Source organism: Aeromonas bivalvium (genome assembly GCF_000819765.1).
Classification (GTDB): domain Bacteria; phylum Pseudomonadota; class Gammaproteobacteria; order Enterobacterales; family Aeromonadaceae; genus Aeromonas; species Aeromonas bivalvium.
This window is the reverse complement of record NZ_CDBT01000015.1, coordinates 62,592-81,270: the sequence shown is the minus strand read 5'-3', so window position 1 is coordinate 81,270 and position 18,679 is coordinate 62,592. Positions and strand designations below refer to the sequence as shown.

Annotated in this window: 19 protein-coding genes; 16 read left to right on the top strand and 3 right to left on the bottom strand. The window is 61.3% G+C overall.

Features of this window, described 5'->3' with window-relative positions; all coding sequences use genetic code 11:
* Window positions 1-50 precede the first annotated feature (50 nt).
* From ispH to BN1119_RS05585, 7 genes are all read left to right on the top strand, one after another.
* Window positions 51-986, top strand: a complete 936-nt coding sequence (ispH, locus tag BN1119_RS05615; RefSeq protein WP_041995117.1) for a 4-hydroxy-3-methylbut-2-enyl diphosphate reductase — start codon at window positions 51-53, stop codon at window positions 984-986.
* A gap of 107 nt (window positions 987-1,093) precedes the next feature.
* On the top strand, window positions 1,094-1,498 hold the full coding sequence (tppA, locus tag BN1119_RS05610; protein WP_041995115.1) for a type IVa pilus pseudopilin TppA: 405 nt from the start codon (window positions 1,094-1,096) through the stop codon (window positions 1,496-1,498).
* Between the two features lie 6 nt (window positions 1,499-1,504).
* Window positions 1,505-2,080 carry a type IV pilus modification protein PilV gene (gene pilV, locus BN1119_RS05605; RefSeq protein ID WP_041995112.1) on the top strand — a complete coding sequence of 192 codons (576 nt, stop codon included), beginning with the start codon at window positions 1,505-1,507 and terminating at the stop codon, window positions 2,078-2,080.
* The gene (locus BN1119_RS05600; protein WP_084205308.1) at window positions 2,077-3,075 is read left to right on the top strand and encodes a PilW family protein; all 999 of its coding nucleotides are present in this window, start codon (window positions 2,077-2,079) and stop codon (window positions 3,073-3,075) included. Before pilV ends, BN1119_RS05600 begins: the two co-directional genes overlap by 4 nt.
* Window positions 3,072-3,503, top strand: a complete 432-nt coding sequence (tppD, locus tag BN1119_RS05595; RefSeq protein ID WP_041995110.1) for a type IVa pilus pseudopilin TppD — start codon at window positions 3,072-3,074, stop codon at window positions 3,501-3,503. Before BN1119_RS05600 ends, tppD begins: the two co-directional genes overlap by 4 nt.
* A gap of 10 nt (window positions 3,504-3,513) precedes the next feature.
* Window positions 3,514-7,092 carry a pilus assembly protein gene (locus BN1119_RS05590; RefSeq protein WP_041995108.1) on the top strand — a complete coding sequence of 1,193 codons (3,579 nt, stop codon included), beginning with the start codon at window positions 3,514-3,516 and terminating at the stop codon, window positions 7,090-7,092.
* Complete coding sequence (locus tag BN1119_RS05585) at window positions 7,089-7,373, top strand: TapY2 family type IVa secretion system protein (protein ID WP_041995106.1); 285 nt, start codon at window positions 7,089-7,091, stop codon at window positions 7,371-7,373. The genes BN1119_RS05590 and BN1119_RS05585 overlap by 4 nt, the downstream gene beginning before the upstream one ends.
* Here BN1119_RS05585 and BN1119_RS05580 read toward each other — a convergent pair.
* A complete protein-coding gene (locus BN1119_RS05580; protein ID WP_041995104.1) occupies window positions 7,370-7,861 on the bottom strand; it encodes a GspH/FimT family pseudopilin in 492 nt (163 codons plus the stop codon). The two genes, BN1119_RS05585 and BN1119_RS05580, sit on opposite strands and share 4 nt — an antisense overlap.
* Before the next feature lie 148 nt (window positions 7,862-8,009).
* Between BN1119_RS05580 and BN1119_RS05575 the strand changes: the two genes are divergently transcribed.
* The 4 genes from BN1119_RS05575 to luxS are packed head-to-tail and all read left to right on the top strand — an operon-like array spanning window position 8,010 to window position 11,104.
* Window positions 8,010-9,632: an NAD+ synthase gene (locus BN1119_RS05575; RefSeq protein WP_041995102.1), complete on the top strand. Its 1,623-nt coding sequence runs from the start codon at window positions 8,010-8,012 to the stop codon at window positions 9,630-9,632.
* 9 nt (window positions 9,633-9,641) lie between these two features.
* Window positions 9,642-9,980 carry a nitrogen regulatory protein P-II gene (gene glnB / locus BN1119_RS05570; RefSeq protein WP_041995101.1) on the top strand — a complete coding sequence of 113 codons (339 nt, stop codon included), beginning with the start codon at window positions 9,642-9,644 and terminating at the stop codon, window positions 9,978-9,980.
* A complete protein-coding gene (locus BN1119_RS05565; protein ID WP_041995099.1) occupies window positions 9,980-10,576 on the top strand; it encodes a transglycosylase SLT domain-containing protein in 597 nt (198 codons plus the stop codon). The genes glnB and BN1119_RS05565 overlap by 1 nt, the downstream gene beginning before the upstream one ends.
* A gap of 18 nt (window positions 10,577-10,594) precedes the next feature.
* Window positions 10,595-11,104: an S-ribosylhomocysteine lyase gene (gene luxS, locus BN1119_RS05560; RefSeq protein WP_041995097.1), complete on the top strand. Its 510-nt coding sequence runs from the start codon at window positions 10,595-10,597 to the stop codon at window positions 11,102-11,104.
* 138 nt (window positions 11,105-11,242) lie between these two features.
* Here luxS and BN1119_RS05555 read toward each other — a convergent pair whose 3' ends face one another.
* Entirely contained in the window at window positions 11,243-12,265 is a 1,023-nt protein-coding gene (locus BN1119_RS05555) for a GGDEF domain-containing protein (RefSeq protein ID WP_041995095.1), read from the bottom strand.
* 133 nt (window positions 12,266-12,398) lie between these two features.
* On the opposite strand from BN1119_RS05555, the gene rnr reads away from it, so the two are divergent.
* The 5 genes from rnr to BN1119_RS05530 all read left to right on the top strand — a co-directional run bounded on the left by rnr (window position 12,399) and on the right by BN1119_RS05530 (window position 17,746).
* Entirely contained in the window at window positions 12,399-14,777 is a 2,379-nt protein-coding gene (rnr, locus tag BN1119_RS05550) for a ribonuclease R (RefSeq protein ID WP_041995093.1), read from the top strand.
* Window positions 14,774-15,523, top strand: a complete 750-nt coding sequence (gene rlmB / locus BN1119_RS05545) for a 23S rRNA (guanosine(2251)-2'-O)-methyltransferase RlmB (RefSeq protein WP_041995091.1) — start codon at window positions 14,774-14,776, stop codon at window positions 15,521-15,523. Before rnr ends, rlmB begins: the two co-directional genes overlap by 4 nt.
* Window positions 15,524-15,532: 9 nt before the next feature.
* Window positions 15,533-16,090: a Crp/Fnr family transcriptional regulator gene (locus BN1119_RS05540; RefSeq protein WP_041995089.1), complete on the top strand. Its 558-nt coding sequence runs from the start codon at window positions 15,533-15,535 to the stop codon at window positions 16,088-16,090.
* A 107-nt stretch (window positions 16,091-16,197) separates the two neighbouring features.
* Window positions 16,198-16,647, top strand: coding sequence for a GNAT family N-acetyltransferase (locus BN1119_RS05535; protein WP_041995087.1), 450 nt, complete (start codon window positions 16,198-16,200; stop codon window positions 16,645-16,647).
* A 238-nt stretch (window positions 16,648-16,885) separates the two neighbouring features.
* A complete protein-coding gene (locus BN1119_RS05530; RefSeq protein ID WP_041995085.1) occupies window positions 16,886-17,746 on the top strand; it encodes a DMT family transporter in 861 nt (286 codons plus the stop codon).
* A gap of 24 nt (window positions 17,747-17,770) precedes the next feature.
* Here BN1119_RS05530 and BN1119_RS05525 read toward each other — a convergent pair whose 3' ends face one another.
* On the bottom strand, window positions 17,771-18,619 hold the full coding sequence (locus BN1119_RS05525) for an alanyl-tRNA editing protein (RefSeq protein ID WP_041995083.1): 849 nt from the start codon (window positions 18,617-18,619) through the stop codon (window positions 17,771-17,773).
* Between the last annotated feature and the right edge of the window lie 60 nt (window positions 18,620-18,679).

Genomic DNA, 18,679 nt, shown 5'->3' with positions numbered 1-18,679 from the left:
CCGGGGGCACGCACCCGCTTAGCGCACTTTGACGGGAAAGAGGTACTCTGATGGATATTTTGCTCGCTAACCCCCGTGGTTTCTGCGCCGGAGTCGATCGCGCCATCAGCATCGTCGAGAGCGCGCTGGAGAAATTCGGTGCCCCCATCTATGTCCGCCATGAAGTGGTGCACAACCGCTACGTGGTGAACAAGCTGAAGGATGCGGGAGCCGTGTTCGTCGAGGAGCTGGACGAGGTGCCGGACGACAGCATCGTCATCTTCTCCGCCCACGGCGTCGCCAAGACGGTGCGCGAGATGGCCAAGTCCCGTGCCCTCAAGGTGTTCGATGCCACCTGTCCCCTGGTCACCAAGGTGCACATGGAGGTTCATCGTGCCAGTCGCAAGGGCGCCGAAGCCGTGCTCATCGGCCACGCCGGTCACCCCGAGGTGATAGGTACCATGGGCCAGTACGAGAACCCGGAAGGGGGCATGTATCTGGTGGAGACGCCACAGGACGTGGCCAGGCTCAAGGTGAAGAATCCGGACGATCTCTGCTTCGTCACCCAGACTACCCTCAGCGTGGACGAGACCTCGGACGTGATCGACGCCCTGCGCCGTCACTTCCCGAACATCCAGGGGCCGCGCAAGGACGACATCTGTTACGCCACCCAGAACCGTCAGGATGCGGTGCGTGAGATGGCGGGGCTGGTGGACGCCATGCTGGTGGTGGGGTCGCGCAACTCTTCCAACTCCAATCGCCTGCGGGAGCTGGCGGAGAAGGTGGGGGCGCGCGCCTACCTGATCGACGATGCCTCCATGATAGAGCCGGCCTGGCTGGATGGCGTCAGGGCCATCGGCGTGACCGCGGGGGCTTCGGCGCCCGAAGTGCTGGTGCAGAACGTCATCGCCCGTCTGCGTGAACTGGGGGGCAAGGTGGTCGCCGAACACCCGGGGCGCGAAGAGAATGTGGTGTTCGAAGTGCCCCCGGAACTCAGGATCATCTGACGGCCGGATCAGGCTGAAAAACAAAGTATGAAGATACTGGCGCCAGATTTGTTGCAGTGACAAATCTGGCGTTAGACTAAGAGATATTCAATCGCCAAGGATGGGTCATGGTTGAGTCTTCTCGTGGTTTTTCCCTCATCGAACTGATGATAGTGGTCGCCATCGTGGCGATCCTTGGGGCCATCGCTTATCCCTCTTATCAGCGTTATCTGCTGTCCAGTCACCGCGTCGAAGCCAAAAAAATGCTGCTGGATGCCGCCAACCGGCAAGAGACCTATTTCATGGACTTCAACCAGTATGCCTCGGCGGCGGCGTCCCTCAGCATGGCCGATGTTTCCGATTCCGGTTACTACCATCTGGTGATCTCGGCCGCCGGCAGCAGTTACATCCTGTTTGCCACCGCGTCCGGCGCCCAGGGGAGCGACAGTGATTGCATCTTCTTCTCCATCGATCAGGATGGCGTAAGGCTGGCGGAAAATCTGGCCGGGAATCAAAACGATGAATGCTGGTGAGCAACCATGTTGACCACGACAGTCCAGGCAGGGCGTCAAGGAGAGCAGGGTTTCAGCCTGCTGGAGGTGATGATTGCCGCCGTCGTGCTCTCCTTTGGCCTGATGGGGCTGGTCGCCATGCAGGCAACCGCCAAGTTTTCCAGTTATGAGTCTCGCCAGCGCACCATCGCCAGCTGGCTGGCCAATGACCTGGTGGAGCGGGTGAGGATCAATCAGGACAGTTGGTCGACCCAGAGCATCACCCTGGTCTCTGGCAACAGCAACCTGACCCTGCCTGGTTGCGCCAGCGCCGATGGCACCATGGCGGCATGCAGCCGCAGTGACCTGCGTAATCTGGATCTCTTTTACTGGCAGCAATCCTTGCTGGGTGCCGCTGTCTCTGGCGCATCCTCTTCCTTGCAAGCCCCGGTCGGCTGCGTGATCCGCGGGGCCAACAACAGCCTGACGGTCGGTATCTTCTGGCGTGGCAAGGCGTCACTATCCGATGGCGCTGCGGCGGTTGCCGGGGTGCGCGATGCCTGTGGTGTGGGAAACGTGGCGGACAATCAGAGGCGTCAGTTCGTGCTGACGACCACCCTGTGAATGCCAGAGGCTTTACCCTGGTTGAGTGGCTGATCGCCATGCTGATCGGTGCGTTTCTGGTCGGTGGCGGACTCAGCATCTTCGTCGCCTCCCGTGCGACCACCGAAGAGGCGTTTGATCAGAGCGAGCTGCAGGAGAATGGCAGGGTCGCCATGCGCCTGCTTACCCAGGACCTGAAATGGGCCGGTTTCTGGGGGGACTATACGGGATCTCCCATGACGGTGGGTCAGGGAGTGACTCTCTTAGGTGGTATAACAAGTGCGTGTGGAAGCCTACCTTCAAATGCTGGTACTCGTGCATTATTAGTTATGAGGGTGAATGGCTCGGGCAGCTTGGCAGGAGGGGATTCAAGTTGTATTCCGACCGAAAGTTCGAAGTGGTCATTTATTGAGAATACAGATGTAATCAGCATTAAACGCCTAATTGGGCGACCACTGACTATAGATTCAACTTTGGATGAAAAAAGATTTTATTTGGCGACCACAACAGAGGAAGCTAATTTGTTCTCAATAACCGAAGGGTCTAACTCTATTCCGGATGAAGTCATAAAAATGACTGAACCTCAATTATGGGAGTATCAACATTTAATTTATTACATCGCGCTGAATAAATTAAATAATATCCCGGAGATGAGAAAGCGTTTTCTTACTCCCGCTGGGGGATCATTTCAGATTGGAGGTCCTGTTGCCGAGGGGATAGAGAGATTGAACGTGCTGTTTGGGGTGGATGACAGCCTGGTGCCGGATGGCGTCATCGATCGCTATGTCTCTACCAATGACGTCAGCGAGCAGGCGTGGAGCGAGGGGCGAGTGGTGGCCGCACGGATCTTTATCCTGGTGCGCTCCCTGCAAGCTTCTCGCAGTTATGTGAATGACAATGTCTATCAGGTTGGTGATGTCTCCGTGTCAGGGAATGGCGACGGTTTTCGCCGGCTGTTATTGGAAACCAGTGTATCGCTGCGCAATCCGGCGGTGATTGCCGGAGGTGGCTCATGAGACAGCAACGGGGTGTGGCGCTGGTGGTGGCACTCTTCATTCTCATCCCCCTGACCCTGATCGCCGTGGTGGTGATGCAGTCATCGGGTCAGGATCTCAGGATGGCCGGCTCTGCCGCCAGCTTGCGGCAGGCGGAGCACCAACTCGAGGGTGTGATAGAGGCTGCGATGCAGAGCAGCAATGTCTCGTCACTGATCGCAAACATGGGCGTCAGTGCCGCCATCAGCGTGAACAGCAGCAATGTTTCGGCATCGGTCGCCCTGAGGGATCGGGCCGAGACGGTGTGCAAACGCAAATTTGATGCCAGCAGCCAGAATGTGATCCCCGCCTGTCGATATGTGGAGATGCAGTCGGAGCTCAATTATGGCAAGCATGCAAGCACGATGAGCTGGACCCTGGGGGTTGAGCAACCACTGCTCACCAAATAGGAGCAAGGATATGTGGTTACGCAGAGCTGGAGTGGCGCTGTGCTGGAGCAGTCTGGTGTGGTGCGCAACGACCGTCAGGGCGGATGATACCGAACTGTTTATTTATGATTTCAACAAGGCCGGCGATTTCAGGCCCAAGGTGCTGCTGATATTCGACAACTCCGGCAGCATGCGCGAAACCATGGAGCAGGTGAAGGAGGCCTACGATCCGACGATCAGTTACCCGCCACTGCAAAATGATCCGGACCAGAACAACAGCGAGCGGTATGTCTATTTCGCCACGGACGGCGATGTTCCCAGCATTACCACCAGCCGCCGATTCTCCGACAAGATAAATGCCTGTGCCAGCTCCAAGACCCCCTTGGCCAATATTGGCTACTTCCAGTCCCAGGTCTGGACCTATGAGGTCGGCAATGGCACGCCCCCCAATCGTGGTCGGGGCGAGTGGAATTCCATCAGCGGCTATCGGGAAGACGATATCAAGCTGGTGGATTGCAAACAGGATGTGATCGCGAGAAACCCCGCCAATCCCTATACCGGATCCTGGTCCGTGGGGGCGGGCTACCCGGTGGACAAGACGAGCAACAACAGAGGCGAATGGTTTTATACCGCCAATGTCAACAACGCCGATAATGCCAGCAACACCAGTCTGGTGCTTTATTCCGCCAATTACCTTCGTTGGTATTATGGCCCGACAGGGTATTCCATCGAGTCAAGGTTGCGCATTGCGAAGGATGCGGTGAGCGGCCTGATTTCATCGACCCCGGGAGTGGATTTCGGCCTGGCGGTGTTCAATCGCAACGACGAGAGCGACAACAATGGCGGTCGCATCGTCAGGGATATCCTGGGCAGCGAAATCACCCTGCCCAACGGCAAGACGGGGGAGCAGGATCTGCTGGACAGAGTCGAGGGACTGACAACCAGCTCCCACACTCCCTTGTGCGAGACCCTGCGCGAAGCTTATCAATTCTTTGGTGGCAAGGAGGTCATCTATGGCCTGCAGGGCGGGACTCGCGACCTCATGGCCGAGGATCCTGAAGGTACCTATCAGGCACCTTACGACAACTGCTCCAACAATGGTTATGTCATCTACATCACGGACGGTGAGCCGACGAAGGATACGGATTCGGATACGTTCGTGCAGGGATTGGTCAATACCCTGACCACGGATGAGAAGGCCGCCTACGGTTCGACCGTGTCATATGGCTCGGGAAACAATCGGTCCAGCAGCTATCTGGCGGCCCTGGCCGGCTATATGAAACACAAGGACGTGAACAGCGTCTCTCCCGGTGTCCAGACGGTGACCACCTTCACCGTGGGGTTTGGCGATGAGGCCATCTCTGGCGCCGGTAACTTGCTGGCGGAGACGGCCAGGCGAGGAGGGGGAGAGTATTACCCGGCGACCGATGCCTCGGCCCTGACCGATGCCCTGAAATCCTCTCTGCTGGCGATCCTACGCATCAATACCTCACTGGTATCCCCCGCCATTGCCAGCAACAATTTCGACCGGACCCGCAGCCTCAACAATATTTATTACGCCATGTTCGAGCCGGATGATGGCCCCAGGTGGCGGGGCAACCTCAAGAAGCTGATGTTCTCTCCCGAGGGCTATGTGATGGATAGCAGAGGGCTGCCGGCCATCAAGCCTGACGGCACCATCACGGATAGCGCCCAGACCTTCTGGTCGTCCGGCCGTGACGGCAACAAGGTGGCCGAAGGGGGGGCGCAAGCCATGTTGGCCACCAAGGACAATCGCAATCTCTTCGTGGTCAATCAGGCGGACAATCGTCTGGATGCGCTCACCAAGGCCAACCTGATATCCCAGGCAGGCAATGAGGCAGCCCTCATGGCCTTGATGAAAGTGAATGACGCGAGCGAACTGGACCCGCTGATCAACTGGACCAGGGGGCTGGATGTCGATGACGAGGACTTTGACTCCTCGACTCTGATCCGCAGCCACATCATGGGGGATCCCCTGCACTCCCGCCCCCTGGTGTTGAACTATGGCCCCCAGTCGGGCAACCCGGCCGACGCCCCCGACTTGCGGATATTGCTCGGGACCAATGCTGGCTTCCTGCATATGTTCAAGGATATGGGCAGCACCATAGACGAGAGCTGGGCCGCCATCCCCTATGGCCTGCTGGCAAACCAGCAGGCTCTGCGAAGCAACGCCGAGTCGGCAGAGCATCTCTATGGCGTCGACTCCTCTCCCGTTGCCCTGATCAAAGACAGCAACGGCAATGGGGTGCTGAAAGCCACAGAAGCAGACTTCGTATGGGTCTTTACTGGCCTGCGTAACGGAGGCAAGGCCTACTATGCCTTCGATATTTCCAACCCGGACAGCCCTCGCCTGAAATGGAGTCTGGATGAGCAGAAAACGGGGTTTGCCGGTCTGGGGCTGACCTGGTCAGTGCCTGAGGTAGCCTTTGTGCCCGGCGTCTCCGATCCTGTGCTGATCTTTGCGGGCGGCTATGATGCCAATAAGAATGAGCTCGGCCTGGGCACGGAAGACAGTGCAGGGAGGGGCATCTACATCGTGAATGCGGCCGATGGCAGCCTGGTGTTCAGCGCCACTCCGGCGGCACCCTCTACCGTCAATCTGCAGGTTGCCGCCATGGAGGACAGCATGCCAGGCTCGGTCGCCGTGCTGGACAGCGATGGCGATGGCAAGATTGATCGCATCTATGCCGGCGATACCGGCGGACATATCTGGCGCATGGATATGCCGTCCGTCACCAAGTCGGCCTGGAGCGTGTTCAAGTTTGCCAGCCTGGGGTCGGATGATGTCCAGGCCGACGATCGCCGCTTCTTCACCCAACCCATAGTGGTGCGCACCATCAACAAGCAGGTGACCAGAACCGTGGTGGGGGGAAACGAGCTTTACGCCTACCAGGAGCGCCCCTTCGATGCCGTGCTGATCGGTAGCGGGGATCGCAATCGTCCCGCCTCCGAATCCACGGTGCGAAATGGCTACTTCATGCTGCGGGATTATGATGTCACGGCGCGCACATCGGGCAGCCCGGCCAGGACGCCCATCCTTATCAGCGACCTCTATGATGTCACCCATGACCCCCTGACTGCCCAGAGCACGGATGAGGACAGGTTGCGAGTCAAGGCCGGGATCACCAGCGCCAATGGGTGGGTCAACTGGTTGAACGAACCCGGCGAGAAGTCCATGGGGGCGGGCGTGGTGCTGCAAGGCAAGCTCTACTTCACCTCTTTCCTGCCCCAGGTGCAGTCTTTCCTGCAATGCACCATTCAGTCCATCGGGGCGGCTCGTCAGTACATGGTGGACATGCACTATGGCACCTCGTTCAAGTATGTGGTCGATCTGGACGGCAATGAAACCCCTGAGCGCTATGTCGAGGTGCAAAACAAGGTGGCCGACGATCTGGTGGTGCATGCGGGAGACGACGCCCGGGTCCGGATCCTGGGGGGCGGGGTCGGAGACGAGGTCATCCTTCATGATCAGGGAAATGGCGAGCCTGAACGCTGCACCGGGGCGGGTGAGTGCGTCCAGGGGGCAGAAGAGGCCGAGATGAATATGTCACCCAAGAAAATCTACCTGTATGAAGGAGAGACACCATGAGGCTGATCCCTTGGGTGTGCGTGCTTGGTCTGGGCTTGTCAGGAGGCAGCCAGGCGGCCGATATCAAGTGCTATGTCGAGTTGGCTAATGGCCCGCGGGTGGTGCTGAGTGGCACCACGGCAGACGCTTCCCCCGCTGCCGTGCAGGACAAATTTCAGCGCAAGGGCTATGAGGTCGACGGGGTCATCCAACCCGTGGTCAAGGTGCTGGAGTGTCTGGACATGGGGGATCGCTTCAAATCGAAAGAGGCGCAGCAGCAGGATGCCATCCAGCTGCGCTAGGGACAGACATTGGCCTGGGTAGCCTGGCTTGATCGCCCCGAGGGGGCGATGATCAGATTGATCTGCTGAACCCCTGGGCTGCATAAGTTCAAGGTGGCGTTGCTCCCCAGGCTGGTGCCATCCGGGCTGAAGAGGGTGGTTCGCCGATTATTGGCGGCGGTGACGCCCTGAGGGAAGGGGTGGCTCCTGGCGAGCAGCAGCTCGCCGCCATCCAGGGCGCTGTTGCCATCATCATCGACAAATACCTGCAGATGAGTGGGGTTGGCGAGGACGCAGCTATCGTTGGTATCGGCCAGGCAGGCCGTGACCGAAAACTGGTTGTCGATGGCCTGACTACGGGCAAAACGCAGCTGCTTCAACAGGGTTTGCGATTCGAACTTGAGGCTGTTCTCGTTGAGCAGACTGGAGAGAGCCGGGGCGCCAATCCCCAACAAGATGACGCCCAGACTGACGGCGACCATCAGTTCGAGCAGGGTGAATCCGTTCATGTGCCTGTTCATGGGTATCATCTCCGCCGATTGACTACAGCTTATCGTCTTCATGGCAGAGCGCCAGGGGAGGATAAGGGTTGAGCTGGCACAGCCAGCGCCTTTTCTTTATCATTCCCCATCATTTTCGAATTCAAGATGCATCGCCATGGCAAAAGCCCTCTCTCTGATGCTTGCCCAGTTGAACCTGACGGTAGGCGCCATCGAAGATAACTGTGACAAGGTACTGGCCGCCGCCGCCGAGGCGGAGCAGCAAGGGGCCGATCTGCTGGTCTGCTCCGAGCTGGCCCTGACCGGCTACCCGCCGGAAGACCTGTTGCTGCGCGCTGACCTCATGATCCGGGTCGACGCTGCTCTGGCCCGCATCGCGGCCTGGCGGGGGCGTTGCGCCATCTTGCTGGGTCACCCCTGGCGCCAGGATGGCAAGCTCTACAACACCGCATCCCTCTATGATAACGGTGTCCTGCTGGCTCGCTATTTCAAGCAGGACTTGCCCAACTATGGGGTGTTCGACGAGAAGCGCTACTTCAGCGCCGGCAAGGAGAGTTGCGTGGTGACGCTGCGGGGCCATCGCCTGGGCTTGCTTATCTGCGAAGACCTCTGGCAGCCGGGCCCGGCCCTGGCCGCCAAGGCGGCGGGTGCCGAGCTGCTGCTCACCATCAATGCCTCCCCCTATGACAAGGACAAGCCCTGGATCCGCCGCGAGTTGATGGCGGAGCGCTGCGGTCAGACCGGCTTGCCCCTGGTCTACCTCAATCAGGTATGCGGTCAGGACGAACTGGTGTTCGACGGCTGCTCCAAGGTGTTCAACGGCCAGGGCGAGCTGACCCACAGGCTGGCCCCCTTTGCCGAAGAGCTGGCGCTGGTGCGCTTTGTCGAGGGGCAACCCCGCAAGGAGCGCGAGCCCGCACAGCCCCTAGAGCCCTTGGCCGAGGTCTATCAGGCCCTGGTGCTGGCGGTGCGTGATTATGTCACCAAGAACGGCTTTCAGGGGGCCGTGCTCGGTCTCTCCGGCGGGATTGACTCGGCCCTGACCCTGGCCATTGCCGGAGATGCCCTTGGCAACGACAAGGTGCAGGCGGTGATGATGCCGTTTCGCTACACCGCCCAGATGAGCGTGGAGGATGCCAGGGAGCAGGCAGAACGTATGGGGGTGGAGTTCAATATCATCTCCATCGAGCCCATGTTCGAGGGCTTCATGACCCAGCTTGCTCCCCTGTTCGAGGGCACGGCGCGCGATACCACCGAAGAGAACCTGCAGGCGCGCTGCCGCGGCGTGCTCTTGATGGCGCTCTCCAACAAGCGCCGCCGCATCGTGCTGACCACGGGCAACAAGAGCGAGATGGCCGTGGGCTACGCCACCCTGTATGGCGACATGGCCGGTGGTTTCGATGTGCTCAAGGATGTGCCCAAGACCCTGGTCTTCAAGTTGTGCGAGTATCGCAACAGCGTCGATTACGTGATCCCCCAGCGGGTCATCGACCGGCCGCCCTCGGCGGAGCTGGCCCCTGATCAGCTGGATCAGGACAGCCTGCCTCCCTACGACATTCTGGACGACATCTTGCAACGCTATGTGGAGCAGGATGCCTCCGTGGCCGACATGGTCGCCGCCGGTTTCGATGAGGCCACGGTGCGCAAGGTGATCCGGCTGGTGGACATCAACGAATACAAGCGCCGTCAGGCGGCGGTGGGGCCCCGCATCTCGCCCCGCAACTTTGGTAAGGATCGCCGTTACCCCATCACGTCCGGGTTCGGTAAACAGAACTGGTAAGGAGTCACCATGAAGAAGATTGAAGCCATCATCAAGCCGTTCAAACTGGACGATGTGCGCGAAGCCCTGGCCGAGATTGGCATCAACGGCATGACGGTATCCGAGGTCAAGGGCTTCGGTCGCCAGAAGGGCCATACCGAGCTCTATCGTGGAGCCGAGTACATGGTGGATTTCCTGCCGAAAGTGAAGGTGGAGCTGGTGGTCCAGGATGAAGAACTCGATGCCTGCATCGAGGTGATCCAGAACACGGCGCGCACCGGCAAGATTGGCGATGGCAAGATCTTCGTGTGTGACGTGGAGCGGGTGATCCGGATCCGTACCGGCGAAGAGAACGAAGACGCCATCTGATGCACAAACGCCTCGTGCTGGCGGGCCTCTCGCTGGGGCTTGCCGCCTGCAGCAGTTCGCCGCCGGCCCAGCCGGAAAACCTGTGTCAGATCTTTCGCGAAAAACCCGAGTGGCACGAGGCCGCGCTCGACATGACGGCGCGGTGGGGCACACCGGTACAGGTGGTGATGGCCATGATGTACCAGGAGTCCTCCTTCGTGCATGATGCCCAGCCGCCCATGGGATACTTCCTGTTTATCCCGACCGGGCGTGCCAGTTCGGCCTATGGTTATGCCCAGGTGAAAGACGAGACTTGGGCCGATTACCAGCGGGAAACCGGCAACGGCTGGAGCAGCCGGGACGACTTCGCCGACGCCATCGATTTCATGGGCTGGTACACTGACAAGGCCCAGAAGCTCAACGGCACCTCCAAGTGGGATGCCTACGGCCAGTACCTCAATTATCACGAAGGCTGGGGCGGTTATCGCCGTGGCAGCTACCGCAGCAAGGGGTGGCTGATGAAGGTCTCCCGCAAGGTGGAGGCCCGCGCCCAGCGCTATGGCGCCCAGTATCGACAATGCAAGGATCAGCTCTCCAGCGGGAGCTGGTTCTGGTAACCCAATCAGGAGTCAGAAATGCCGTTATTGGACAGTTTTACCGTTGACCACACCCGTATGGAAGCCCCTGCGGTACGTGTCGCCAAAACCATGCAGACCCCGAGCAAGGACACTATTACCGTGTTCGATCTGCGCTTTTGCGTGCCGAATCAGGAGATCCTCTCCGAGCGTGGCATTCACACCCTGGAGCACCTGTTTGCCGGTTTCATGCGGGACCACCTGAACGGCAATGGGGTGGAGATCATCGACATCTCCCCCATGGGCTGCCGTACCGGCTTCTACATGAGCCTGATCGGCGCGCCGGACGAGGCCCGGGTGGGCCAGGCCTGGCTGGCGGCGATGGACGATGTGCTCAAGGTGCAGGATCAATCCCAGATCCCCGAGCTGAACCTCTATCAGTGCGGCACCTACGCCATGCACTCTCTGGATGAAGCCCAGGATATCGCCCGCAACGTCCTGGCTCGCGGGGTCGGTGTGAACCACAACGACGAGCTGGCGTTGCCGCAAGAGAAGCTCAACAACCTCTAAGGTGCGGGCAGCGAAAACGAAGAAGGCCGGTCAGTGACCGGCCTTCTCTTTTTGTCCCCTGTGTCTTGCAAGGAGGTTCGCTCCGAACAGCAGGGCTTGCCGTGGCCGGCAGGCTGGCCGCCGAGCGACATCCGGGCGTCAGGAGGGGAGAGGCATCACCCGGTTGCGGCCGAGCTCCTTGGCCTTGTAGAGCAGCCTGTCGACGCGCTCGACCAGGGGATCCGCCGCCTCTGTACCGTCGTGCTCGCCGACCCCGAAGGAGGAGGTGATGTGGTCGATACGCCGACCTGACTTGCGATCCAGGATCGACATCTTCTCGATGGCCCGGCGCAGGCTCTCCGCCACCTGGCGGCTGAGGGCCAGGCTGCGGCCCGGCAGCAGCAGGGCAAACTCCTCGCCGCCGAGGCGATAGGCGCTGACGCCCTCCTTGCAGCATTCCCGCAACCGCTTGCTGAAGGCGCGCAGCACCTGATCGCCGAGCAGATGACCATATTCGTCATTGAAGTTCTTGAAGCGGTCTATGTCGGTCAGGATCAGGGAGAAGGGGTGCCGGTTGCGGATGAGGCTATCCATCTCCAGGCTGAAGGCGCGGCGGTTGAGCAGACCGGTCAGGGCATCCTCGTTGGCGAGTTTTCTCGTCTCGTCCAGGGCTTCCTTCAGCGCCTTTATCTCCTTCTCGGCGCTGGTCAGCTGGCTGCGAAAGTGCATGGTCGACATCCGCACATCCCGCGACTCGCGCACCAGCTCCCGTAATATCCCCATGGTATCTTCGAGGCTGAGCCCCTCGTCGTCGATCCGGCTCAGCCGATCGAAACTGCGATCCAGCATGGCCTGAAACGCCCCCGTGTCCGACAGGGCGTCTTGCATGGTGTGACCCAGCTCGCTGGTCATGGCGGCCAGATTCAGCTTCATGGTCTCGAGCTGCTGGTCGCTCTGGGCCGCCAGATATTGGTGGAACAGCCGTTCACAGGTGGTGAGCGAGCAGGTGCCCTGCAACTTGATGGCCTGATCGATCGCCTGATTGAGCTCGGGCATGCTGGCCGACACATAGCTGTACCAGAGGGTGTAGTTGGCCGGTGTGGTGGGTATCTGATACTTGATCATCAGAGGCACCGCCTGTTTCAGGTAGGCGGCGGACTGGGCGAATGAATCCTTGCTCATGGGTTCCATGTCTTCTCGGGCGCGCAATGGCGCTCAGTATGACAGAGAGATGCTGGAAAAGGCAGCGGGTGGATGCCATTAGCTCCCCCCTCCGATATACTAGCCGAGTCATTACTTATTCTAAGGCCTGCTTATGTCTCAACAAGATCCTTTCCTCCAACGCGAGGCCGAGAAATATGAGAATCCCATCGCCAGCCGCGAGATGCTGCTGGAGCTCATTCGAGGCCATGAAAAACCCATGTCCCGCGAAGAGTTGGCCACCGTCCTCAAACTGACCGAGGAAGAGCCGTTGGAAGCCCTTCGCCGTCGTCTGCGCGCCATGGAGCGTGACGGACAATTGGTATTCACCCGCAACCAATGTTATGCCCTGCCGGATCGCCTGAATCTGGTCAAAGGCTATGTGCTCGGCCATAAAGATGGATTCGGTTTCCTGCGCCCGGAAGGTGGTGGATCGGATCTGTTCCTGAACAACCGCGAGATGCAGAAGCTGATGCACGGCGACTACGTGCTGGTGCAACCGACCGAGATCGACCGCAAGGGCCGGCAGGAAGCGCGGGTCGTGCGCCTGCTCAAGGCCCGGGAGGCGGACATCGTCGGTCGCTACTTCGTCGAGAACGGCATGGGCTTCGTGGTGCCGGACGACAGCCGCATCGGCCAGGACATCATCATCCCGGAAGGGGAAAACAAGGGCGCCCGTCAGAGCCAGGTCGTGGTGGTGCGCGTCACCCAGCGCGCCACAGCACGGATCAATGCGGTCGGCACTGTGCTGGAAGTGCTGGGCGAGAACATGGCGCCCGGCATGGAGATCGAGATCGCCCTGCGCACCCATGGCATTCCCCACACCTGGCCGGAGGAGGTGACCAAGGAGGTCGCCGGCCTTGGCGAACAGGTGCCGGAGCAGGCCAAGGAAGGGCGCATCGATCTGCGCTCCCTGCCGCTGGTCACCATCGACGGGGAAGATGCCCGCGACTTCGATGACGCCGTCTTCTGCCAGGCCAAGAAGAGCGGTGGCTGGCGCCTGTGGGTTGCCATCGCCGACGTCTCCTCCTATGTACGCCCCGGCACGGCGCTGGATGCCGAGGCGTATCAGCGCGGCAACTCCGTCTACTTCCCCGAGTACGTGGTGCCCATGCTGCCGGAGGTACTCTCCAACGGCCTCTGCTCCCTGAACCCTCAGGTGGACAGACTCTGCATGGTGTGCGAGATGACCATCTCCGCCGGTGGCCGCATGTCCGGCTACAAGTTCTACGAAGCCGTGATGAACTCCCATGCCCGCCTGACCTACAACAAGGTGGCGGCCATTCTGGAAGGGGATGCCAGGCTGCGCCAGCAGTATGACCCCCTGGTGGGCCATATCGAGGAGCTGAACAGCCTCTACAAGGCGCTCAAGCATGCCCGTCATCAGCGCGGCGCCGTGGAGTTCGAGAGCGAGGAGACCCGCTTCATCTTCAACGCCCAGCGCAAGATCGACCGCATCGTGCCGCTGGTGCGCAACGATGCCCACAAGATCATCGAAGAGTGCATGATACTGGCGAACGTGGCCGCGGCCCGTTACATCGAGAAGAACGAGGCCGCCGCCCTGTTCCGGGTGCACGACCGCCCGGGCGAGGAGCGACTGACCGGTTTTCGTGACTTCCTGGCCGAGCTGGGTCTGGAGCTCAAGGGGGGCCTCGAGCCCGAGCCGAAGGATTTCGCCGAGCTGGCCGCCAAGTTCGAGGGGCGCCCGGATGCCGAGCTGCTCTCCACCATGCTGCTGCGCTCCATGCGTCAGGCGGTCTATCAGGCCGACAACATAGGTCACTTCGGCCTGGCCCTGAAGTCCTATGCCCACTTCACCTCGCCGATCCGTCGCTATCCGGATCTCATCTTGCACCGCGCCATCAAGTATCAGGCGGCGAAGGAGCAGGCGGCCCAGCGTCACAAGTGGACCCCGAGCGGTGGCTACCACTACCAGCTGGAAGAGGTGGATCCCATGGGCGAGCACTGCTCCATGACGGAGCGCCGTGCCGATGATGCCACCCGCGACGTGGCGGACTGGCTCAAGTGCGAGTACATGCTGGACCACGTGGGTGACGAGTTCGACGGCGTCATCGCCAGCGTCACCGGCTTTGGCTTCTTCGTGCGTCTGGCGGAGATCCACATCGACGGCCTGGTCCACATCAGTTCCTTGGACAACGACTACTACCAGTTCGATCCCCTGCACCAGCAGCTGATCGGCGAGAACTTCCGCCGTCGTTACCGCCTGGGTGACAAGGTGCGGGTCAAGGTAATGGCCGTGAACCTGGACGATCGCAAGATCGACTTCACCATGGTGGAGGAACCCCTCAAGGCTACCGGCAAGAATGCCAAGGAGATGGCGCGCAAGCAGGCCGAGATCAAGAAAGAGAAGGCCAAGAGCAGCCGTCGCCACGAGCGTCGTCAGGAGGGCAAACCCCTCAAGACCACGGCCGCCAAACCCAACAACCGCCGCCCGAGCAAGAAGGCTCGTGACAAGGCCAAGAGCACGAAATGAGTACTGAACTGATCTACGGCATTCACGCCGTCAGCGCCCAGCTGGAGCGCACCCCGGAGCGTTTCATCGAGGTGTGGGCCCTCAAGGGCCGCGACGACGAGCGGCTGCTGCCGCTCCTCGCCGAGCTGGAGTCACTCGGCATCCGGGTGCAGAACGTCAACCGCAAGGCGCTCGATGACAAGGCCGAGGGCAACAATCACCAGGGCATACTGGCCCGGGTGAAGGAGTCCCCCAAGCTGGCCGAGCACGATCTGGCCAGCCTGCTGGACAACCTGGCCTCACAAGAAGCTCAGCCTTTCCTGCTGGTGCTGGACGGGGTGACGGATCCCCACAACCTCGGCGCCTGCCTGCGCAGCGCCGATGCGGCGGGTGTGCATGCGGTGATCGTACCGCGGGACAAGGCCACCGGCCTGACCCCTGTGGTGCGCAAGGTCGCCTGTGGCGCCGCCGAGGTGGTGCCGCTGATCCAGGTCACCAACCTGGCCCGCAGCCTGCGCGAGCTGCAGGAGCGGGGCGTCTGGATCGTCGGCACCGCCGGCGAGGCGGATCACGACCTCTATCAGGCCAAACTGACCGGCCCGATGGCGCTGGTGATGGGTGCCGAGGGCAAGGGGATGCGCCGCCTGACCCGCGAGCACTGCGACGAACTGGTGAGCATTCCCATGGCGGGGGCGGTATCGAGCCTCAACGTCTCGGTGGCGACCGGCGTCTGCCTGTTCGAAGTGGTGCGTCAGCGCCGTGGTTGAATGAACGTGATGGAGCGACCCCCGTTTTGCCGGGATCCCCACATCGATGAGCAGGAGGCCAGGGGCCTCCTCTCTTTTGCCCGGCCCCTCTTGCTGGCGCCGAGGGAATCATTGTGGCGGGCGGGCGATCGTCCGGATCTGCTGGTCCGGGTCGAGCAGGGTCTGCTGCGGGCCAGGGTCGTCCTCGAGGATGGCCGCGAATATATCAAGGAGTTCTACTGGGAGGGGGACGAGTTTCTCGACTTTCACCATCAACTCAGCGGCCAGCCGGCCCGCTGCAGCGTGGAGGCCCTGGAGCCCTGCCGCCTGCTGGTGTTTCCCCTCGCCAGCCTGCGCGGGCACAGGCTCTGGCCCGCCTGGTACCAGCATCTGGTCGCGGTCCAGCTGCGCATCAAGGAGGAGAAGGAGCTGCTGTTGCTCACCGGCACGCCCCAGGCTCGTTATCAGCACTTCCTGAGTCACTTCCCCGATCTGGATGCCCGCCTGCCCGACCATCAGGTGGCGGCCTACCTCGGCATTACCCCCATCAGCCTGAGCCGCATTCGCAAGCGCCTGGCCGGGCGCTAGCGCGAGGCAAGCCAGTCCGACCCGCTTCACGTCGCTTCATTAACCAAGGTTAATGCGAGGCACGGGCCGCGGCGCTATGCTGGCGGCTTGTTCCCAAGGAGTCAGCTATGGATTGGACCCTCAAGGGCTTCGATGCCCTCTCGTTACATGAACTCTATGACCTGCTGGTGCTGCGTTCCCGGGTGTTCGTGGTGGAGCAGACCTGCCCCTTCCTCGATATGGACGGGCTGGACAAGCAGGGCGAGGTGCTGCACCTGCTGGGGTGGCAGGAGGGCGAACTGGTCGCCTATGCCCGCCTGCTGGCGCCGGATCTGGTGAAGCCGGGCTTTGCGGTGATAGGCCGGGTGGTCACGGCGCCAGAGGCCCGTGGCGGCGGCCTGGGCCATCGGCTGATGGAGCGGGCAGATGCCGAGTGTGCACGGCTCTGGCCTCAGGCTCCCGTTTATCTGGGCGCCCAGGCCCATCTGCAGGATTTTTATGCCCGCCACGGTTTTCGGCCCGAGGGAGACGCCTACCTCGAGGACGAGATACTGCATATCGGCATGGTTCGCCCCTGAGGGCAGCACCGGGGCATCTAATGCCTTTTAGGCATAACAATGAAATTATTATGTCTTGAGGTAGTAAAGAAATCGGATGCCCAGGCCGGAGTTAGTCCGTATCCTTTGCATGATTAACCGCCAATATCCGATAGAGGCAGTCGAAAGTGGCAAATTTCGCATTAAATGCTGAACAAGATCCGAAAGTCTTGCCGCCAAGCCGAGTCATGGCTGCCCTCTGCCCGGACGGGGAGGGGCGATGGAGCTGATCCGCAAGCACTTCGCCCTCGACCTGCAAACCTTCGCCATCATCACCCTGATCCTGGGGAACCTGGCCCAGGCCTTCTCTGACGTGCTGGTCAAGCTGATCGGTCCCGGTTTCAGTCCGCTGCAATACATGTTGCTGCGCCAGCTGTTCACCCTGCTGCTGCTGTTGCCGCTGATGGCAAGGGTGCCGAGGTCGGCCTGGGGATTGGGGGCCTGGAAGTGGCACCTGCTGCGGGGCCATCTCTGCCTGCTCGGGGGCGGCGGCATGATGCTGGCGCTGACCCAGCTGCCGTTGGCCAGCGCCAATGCCATCTTCTATGTCTCGCCCCTGCTTACCCTGCCGCTGGCGGCCTGGCTGCTGGGTGAGAAGATCCACTCCCGCATCTGGTTGCTGGGGGGGCTCGGGCTGCTGGGGGTGCTGCTGGTGCTCAATCCCGGGGATTTTCATCTCGCCGGGCTCGGCGCCCTGCTCACCGCTTTCACCCTGGCGCTGTTCAATATCACGGGACGCAAGCTGCCGGCGGGGATGTCGGTGGTGGCGGCCCTGTTCTGGGCCAACCTGATGGCGATACCCCTCACCGCCGGTCTGGCGATCGGCCACTGGCAGCCCCTCGACTGGCGACTGCTGGCCCTGATCGGGGGCAGCGGCCTGATGCAGCTGCTCTATCATGCCAGCTGCTTCTATGCCTATCGACAGGTGGAGGCGAGCCGCATCGCCGCCACCGAATACTCGGGCCTGATGTTCGTGATGCTGCTGGGGGTCTGGCTGTTTGCCGAGATCCCCAGCTGGAACCTCTGGCTCGGGGTCGCCCTGATCCTGCTCGCTATCCACTGGCAGCGCCGGCTGGGTTAGCCGCAGAGGCGCTGCCCGTGCGGGTCAGGGCAGGACCCGGGTGTGCAGGCTGAAGCCCTCGTCGTCGTGGGTCAGCGTCACCCTGACCCGACCCAGGTCCGCCAGGCTGGCGACATGGGTGCCGCCGCAGGGAATGGTCACCTCTTTTCCTTCAAGGGTGCAGTGCCAGTAGCGCGAATCTATGATGGCCTCGCCGTCCCATGAGCGGCGGATCTCGCCGCCCGCCGCCAGCCAGTCGGCAACTTGCTTGTTGACCCTCTCTTCTATCTGCGCCAGCTCCGCCAGCAGGGGCTCGCCGTTGATCCCTTTCTTGCGCAGGCTCTTGCCGATGCGGTACTGCTCCCGTGAGCCATGGGGCTCGACCCGCGAGTGCTGGATGGCGAGGCGATCGAAGTCGGGCTGGCCCAGGGCGTCGTGTTCGCTCACCGCCTTGCGCCAGTAAGGGATAAGGGCTCGGTTGAGCGCCAGGGCCGCCAGATGGCAGGCGCTGTGACCCAGGCTGAAGGCATGGCGGGCGGCGGTGTCAACCTGCAATTCAACCTGGGTGCCGACGGGCAGGGTGTGGGCGCCCGCCAGGGGATGTACCACCACGAAGGTCCAGCCCTCCGCTCCCCGTTTGACCGGGATCTCCGTATCCACGAACAGCTCGCCTGCCGGACTGATGGCTCCCATGCGGCAGGGACCGACGGCCGCCTCGCCGTCATCCCAGCGCACCGTGCCCACATCACCAGGCTGATCGGGCCAGAGATGGCTCTGGGGGTGGAAGGGGGTGAGATCGGTCACCAGCAGGGTCGGCTCGCCCCCCTGGCAATGGCGCACGCTGGCCTGCTCCTGATGATGGCCCAGCACGAAGCTGGCGCGGGTATGTTGCATGGGATACTCCTGTGAGAGAACAGGAGCGCAGCATAACGCAAAGGGAGTCCTGGCTCATTA

What these genes read in the sequence shown, in the direction of transcription:
- rlmB (WP_041995091.1), top strand. Translation starts at nt 14,774, where the DNA reads ATGAGTACTGAACTGATCTACGGCATTCACGCCGTCAGCGCCCAGCTG.
- tppA (WP_041995115.1), top strand. Translation starts at nt 1,094, where the DNA reads ATGGTTGAGTCTTCTCGTGGTTTTTCCCTCATCGAACTGATGATAGTG.
- BN1119_RS05585 (WP_041995106.1), top strand. Translation starts at nt 7,089, where the DNA reads ATGAGGCTGATCCCTTGGGTGTGCGTGCTTGGTCTGGGCTTGTCAGGA.
- BN1119_RS05530 (WP_041995085.1), top strand. Translation starts at nt 16,886, where the DNA reads ATGGAGCTGATCCGCAAGCACTTCGCCCTCGACCTGCAAACCTTCGCC.
- BN1119_RS05525 (WP_041995083.1), bottom strand. Translation starts at nt 18,619, where the DNA reads ATGCAACATACCCGCGCCAGCTTCGTGCTGGGCCATCATCAGGAGCAG.
- BN1119_RS05565 (WP_041995099.1), top strand. Translation starts at nt 9,980, where the DNA reads ATGCACAAACGCCTCGTGCTGGCGGGCCTCTCGCTGGGGCTTGCCGCC.
- tppD (WP_041995110.1), top strand. Translation starts at nt 3,072, where the DNA reads ATGAGACAGCAACGGGGTGTGGCGCTGGTGGTGGCACTCTTCATTCTC.
- BN1119_RS05540 (WP_041995089.1), top strand. Translation starts at nt 15,533, where the DNA reads ATGGAGCGACCCCCGTTTTGCCGGGATCCCCACATCGATGAGCAGGAG.
- BN1119_RS05555 (WP_041995095.1), bottom strand. Translation starts at nt 12,265, where the DNA reads ATGAGCAAGGATTCATTCGCCCAGTCCGCCGCCTACCTGAAACAGGCG.
- glnB (WP_041995101.1), top strand. Translation starts at nt 9,642, where the DNA reads ATGAAGAAGATTGAAGCCATCATCAAGCCGTTCAAACTGGACGATGTG.
- BN1119_RS05535 (WP_041995087.1), top strand. Translation starts at nt 16,198, where the DNA reads ATGGATTGGACCCTCAAGGGCTTCGATGCCCTCTCGTTACATGAACTC.
- BN1119_RS05590 (WP_041995108.1), top strand. Translation starts at nt 3,514, where the DNA reads ATGTGGTTACGCAGAGCTGGAGTGGCGCTGTGCTGGAGCAGTCTGGTG.
- rnr (WP_041995093.1), top strand. Translation starts at nt 12,399, where the DNA reads ATGTCTCAACAAGATCCTTTCCTCCAACGCGAGGCCGAGAAATATGAG.
- pilV (WP_041995112.1), top strand. Translation starts at nt 1,505, where the DNA reads ATGTTGACCACGACAGTCCAGGCAGGGCGTCAAGGAGAGCAGGGTTTC.
- luxS (WP_041995097.1), top strand. Translation starts at nt 10,595, where the DNA reads ATGCCGTTATTGGACAGTTTTACCGTTGACCACACCCGTATGGAAGCC.
- BN1119_RS05575 (WP_041995102.1), top strand. Translation starts at nt 8,010, where the DNA reads ATGGCAAAAGCCCTCTCTCTGATGCTTGCCCAGTTGAACCTGACGGTA.
- ispH (WP_041995117.1), top strand. Translation starts at nt 51, where the DNA reads ATGGATATTTTGCTCGCTAACCCCCGTGGTTTCTGCGCCGGAGTCGAT.
- BN1119_RS05580 (WP_041995104.1), bottom strand. Translation starts at nt 7,861, where the DNA reads ATGAACGGATTCACCCTGCTCGAACTGATGGTCGCCGTCAGTCTGGGC.